Origin of the sequence: uncultured Rikenella sp., from assembly GCF_910579375.1 — a bacterium.
Taxonomy (GTDB): Bacteria; Bacteroidota; Bacteroidia; order Bacteroidales; family Rikenellaceae; genus Rikenella.
On the sequence record NZ_CAJTUJ010000144.1, the window covers coordinates 1 to 4,569 of the forward strand.

The following is a 4,569-nucleotide window of genomic DNA, read 5'->3' on the forward strand; positions in this document are numbered from 1 at the left end:
AAAAGGCAACCGGGTAAAAGGCAACCGGGTAAAAAGAACCTAACAAACTAAAAAACAAACCTATATCATGCTGCGTGTGTTTGCATATCCTTTCGGTCGGCTGAGCGTTCGGGCTTTGCTGTGGGGATTCGTGTGGTTCGGCGGCTGCGGAGCGACGGCGGCACAAGCCTCGGCCGGAGCGGCGGACAGTACCGCGATCACCGCACGAGACCGACGGCGGATCGAAAAGGCGGAGGCCAAAGCACAGCGGCTCGCCGAAAAACGGCGCATGCGGCAAGACCTGACCATCGACCAACGCAAACAACTCAACGAACGCGTCAAAGAGATGGACGGGATCGCTGTCGGACAGCACGTCCGCATCTCGGGCGGAGCCAAAGGATCGCCGTTCGATCCTGAAACCGACAGCTTGTTCAGGAGAGGGCGGTATATCCGCACCACACTGAGACCCGACAGCGCGTTGATCCGCGCAGCGGGATTCGACAGCCTTCCGGCTTTCCGGACAGCGGCGGACACGCTCATCGCCAGTCGGTTCAGCGACTCGCTGCTGGTGCAATACGTGACCGACTCGACTTTGTGGAAAGCACCGTTCCGGATCGCGGGGCTCACCTATCCGGAGGCGGACAGCACACAGTCCGGCGCGGCGGAAGGAGGGAAAGACGGGAGCGGAGGGCTGCTCTCGGCAGAAGACTCGGCCCGGCTCTTCAAACCCCGCTTCCGGATTACGCAAGACACCATTTCGGCGGGGAGACACACCCTCTTCTCGGCCATTGCGCCGGGATTCGGGCAGATATACAACCGGCAGGCGTGGAAACTGCCGATCCTCTATGGCGGCGTGGGGGGATTTCTGGCCGGCGGGTTCGTCTTCCACAACCGGTACAAAACCTACAAAGCGGAGTACGACCGCGCGGTGGACTTGCGGCTGCCGCCGGACATACAGCGGCGGGCGAGGACACAGATGCGGAACGCGGGGAGCGGACAGACCCTGATGTTTGCCATGGCGGGGGCCACGTACCTCTACTTCGTGGCCGACGCGGTCTTCAACTACCGCGGGCCGGTCGACCCGGTGCGGAAGGCGACCACGCTGGCGGCGGTATTTCCCGGGATGGGGTTCGTCTACACCAAAACCTACTGGCGGCTGCCGATCTACTACGGCGGGTTTATCGCCCTGGCCACGGTGATCGACTACAACAACCGGAACTACCAGCGGTACAAGACGGCATACGACGCGCTGACGGACGGAAACCCCTCGACGGTGGACGAGTTCGGGGGACGGTACTCGCCGGAGATCCTCTCGCGCGTGAGGAGTGCTTACCGGAGGGACCGCGACCTGGCGATCATCGGCATGGCGGCGGCTTATCTGCTCAGTATCGTGGACACCTATGTGATCGCTTCGCTCAAAAACTGGGACGTGGACGAGAACCTCTCGGTGAGGGTCGAGCCCACGATGATCGACAGCCGCTTCAACGGACGGCCGGTCAGTCCGGCGCAGGGGACGGCATACGGGCTGGCGCTGAGCTTCCGGTTCTGAGAGGGACGACGAAAAATTGACTAACCAACCATATCATGCGAAAATTCCGACTCACAACCGATGGGGAATATCGATGGGGGGGGCTTTCTCTCTGCCTCTGCGGGATGATGCTGGCGATACTCGCCGCGAGCCCGCTGAGGGGGAGGGCGCAGACGGGAGATACCCGCTCGTTCGGCCGGCTGGCGCTCCGCGGAACGGGGGCGAGTACCTACGACTCGCTGCTGGCCAACTTCAAACATCGGAACATCGTCGAATCGTACGACAAGTTCGTGAACGAGTTCATCGACGTCGACCTCGACCACGTGGACATGCGGGGCGCACTGCCGGACGAGGTCTATGCCGAACGGCTCAAGATGATGGCCACCGAGGTGCAGCTGCCCTATAACGACATCGTCAAGAAGTACATCCTCACCTACACCCGCCGCGGAGGGACGATGGAACGGGTGCTGGGGCTCGCGCAGTACTACTTCCCGATCTTCGAGGAGGCGCTGTACCGCTACAAGCTGCCGATGGAGCTCAAAATGCTGCCGGTGATCGAATCGGCGCTGGTGCCGAGGGCCCAGTCGCGCGCGGCGGCGGTGGGACTCTGGCAGTTCATGCTCCGGACGGGGAAGGCGTACGGGCTGGAGATCAACACGTTTGTGGACGAACGCAGCGACCCGGTCAAATCGACCGAGGCGGCGTGCCGCTACCTGAAGGACATGTACCGGATGTACGGTGACTGGACGCTGGTGATCGCGGCCTACAACTGCGGGCCGGGGAACGTCAACAAGGCGATGGAGCGTTTCCGGACGGCGCACGGGGGGCGCAACGCGGCGACGTACTGGGACTTGTACGAGTACCTGCCGCGCGAGACGAGGGGCTACATCCCGGCGTTCATCGCGGCGACATACGCCTATACGTACTACAAGGCGCACAACCTGAGGCCGACGGTGCCGTGGCATCCGGTGGCGACGGATACGGTGCAGATCGACCGCATGCTCCATCTGGAGCAGGTGGCTTCGACGCTCGACATCCCGATCGAGGTACTCAGGGGACTCAATCCGCAGTATATCAACGATGTGGTGCCGGCCAAGGCGCAGCCGTACACGCTCACGCTGCCGCAGGAGTACGCCTCGGCTTTTATCCGGAACAGCCGGTCGATCTATGACAAGGATACGCTCTACCTGGCGAAGTACCTGAACATCAGCAACCTGTCGGACGAACAGCTGACGGCGACGACGTCGCGAAACCAGTCGGCGGCTTCGTCGGGCAGCAGGGGAAGCGGTACGAAGATCACTTACAAGGTCAAAAGCGGGGATATCCTCGGGCGGATCGCGGCGAAATACAATGTCACGGTGAGCCAGCTCATGAGCTGGAACAACATCAAGAACGCCAAAACGCTCCGACCGGGACAGACGCTGGTCATCTACCGGAAATAACCGCTCTTTCATTCATCAATCGTTTTTCTGTCCTCTCTGTTTCTTTGTAGTGGAGGAAACCGTACCTTTTCTGAAGAAAAGGTACCCAAAAGACTTTTGGAGGATGCTTACGCATCCTAAAGCTGCCGGCGGCCCAACTCTCGGACGCTTCTTTGGGCCGGGAGTTGTAGCGCGCTTAATGCAAGTTAAACCTTATAGCGCGCTACAACCCCGACCCAAAAGTAATCTCGAAGATTGAGGACTGCGGAGCCTAAGGAGTAGCGTAGCTAACTAAAAGTTTTTGGTGCCGCTTTTTTCAAAAAGCGGCAGTTCCAGCTAACATCAATGAAAATAGAGGCGTACGGAAAATCGAATTATTAAAAGAAGATTATGTACAGAAGAAGCTTTTTAGATATCGCATCGCTGCGGCGCGAAGAGATCGACGGACTCGTCCGGCTCGCGGCGCGGCTCAAGGCGCAGAAACGGGCCGGAAACGAAGAACGCTACCTGACGGGGAAAAACATCGTGCTGCTCTTTGCCAAGGACTCGACCCGGACGCGCTGTTCGTTCGAGGTCGGGGCGCACGACCAGGGGGCGGCGGTGACCTACATCGGCGCGAGCGGCTCGCAGATGGGCAAAAAGGAGTCGATCCGCGACACGGCGCGGGTGCTGGGGCGGATGTACGACGGAATCGAATACCGGGGCTACGGGCAGGAGATCGTGGAGACGCTGGCCGAGTACTCGGGTGTTCCGGTGTGGAACGGGCTGACGAACGAGTGTCACCCGACGCAGTTTTTGGCCGACCTGCTCACCATGATCGAGCACTGCGACAAGCCGCTGGAGGAGATCAAGGTCTGCTTCGCGGGGACGGCGGACAACAATGTCGCGCGGTCGCTGATGGCGGGGTGCGCCAAGATGGGGATGATCTTTTCGGCGGCGGCGCCGAAGGCGTACCATCCGGATGCGGCGTTCGTTGAGAAGCTCCGCCGGGAAGAGGGGGCGCGGATTACGATTACGGAGGAGGTCGCCGAGGCGGTCGAGGGGGCGGACTTCATCTACACGGACGTGTGGGTGTCGATGGGTGAGCCGGCGGAGGTGTGGGACGAGCGGATCCGGCTGCTGCTGCCGTATCAGGTCAATCGGCGGATGATGGAGCTGACGGGGAATCCGGAGTGCCGGTTCCTGCACTGTCTGCCGGCGTTCCACGACCTGGAGACGACGGTCGGGCAGGAGATTTTCCAGCAATACGGGCTGCGGGAGATGGAGGTGACGGACGAGGTGTTCGAGTCTGCGGCTTCGCTGGTCTTCGACGAGGCGGAAAACCGGCTCCACACGATCAAGGCGGTGATGGTGGCGACGCTGTCACAGCAGCCGGAGACGTCGTTTTAGGCAGAAGCTCTCCGCGTTCCATGCCACGACGGTCGGCCGTTATCGTTTTCAGCCGACCGCGCGCGAGCGAAGGGTTGGGCCGAGGCAGCTGGAGGATGCGAAGCATCCGTCTAAAGTTTTTTTGGTTTTTTTTGTTCACAGAAAGAACAGTTCGAGGCGGGACAAAACTCGCCCCGCGCGCGACAGCTGGAAAAGGAAATCATTCAAACGCGTGTTTCGCGTTTGAATAAGATTTCCGCCAGCGCGCGGACA

Annotated in this window: 3 protein-coding genes; all 3 read left to right on the top strand. The window is 60.6% G+C overall.

All coding sequences use genetic code 11. The features are described 5' to 3' along the window. Positions 1 to 67: 67 nt before the first annotated feature. The 3 genes from QZ302_RS08730 to argF all read left to right on the top strand — a co-directional run bounded on the left by QZ302_RS08730 (position 68) and on the right by argF (position 4,317). A complete protein-coding gene (locus tag QZ302_RS08730) occupies positions 68 to 1,528 on the top strand; it encodes a DUF5683 domain-containing protein (protein ID WP_294594534.1) in 1,461 nt (486 codons plus the stop codon). 35 nt (positions 1,529 to 1,563) lie between these two features. After that, complete coding sequence (locus QZ302_RS08735) at positions 1,564 to 2,949, top strand: lytic transglycosylase domain-containing protein (protein ID WP_294594535.1); 1,386 nt, start codon at positions 1,564 to 1,566, stop codon at positions 2,947 to 2,949. A gap of 369 nt (positions 2,950 to 3,318) precedes the next feature. Continuing rightward, the gene (argF, locus tag QZ302_RS08740; protein ID WP_294594537.1) at positions 3,319 to 4,317 is read left to right on the top strand and encodes an ornithine carbamoyltransferase; all 999 of its coding nucleotides are present in this window, start codon (positions 3,319 to 3,321) and stop codon (positions 4,315 to 4,317) included. Positions 4,318 to 4,569 lie beyond the last annotated feature (252 nt).

What these genes read in the sequence shown, in the direction of transcription:
- QZ302_RS08730 (WP_294594534.1), top strand. Translation starts at nt 68, where the DNA reads ATGCTGCGTGTGTTTGCATATCCTTTCGGTCGGCTGAGCGTTCGGGCT.
- QZ302_RS08735 (WP_294594535.1), top strand. Translation starts at nt 1,564, where the DNA reads ATGCGAAAATTCCGACTCACAACCGATGGGGAATATCGATGGGGGGGG.
- argF (WP_294594537.1), top strand. Translation starts at nt 3,319, where the DNA reads ATGTACAGAAGAAGCTTTTTAGATATCGCATCGCTGCGGCGCGAAGAG.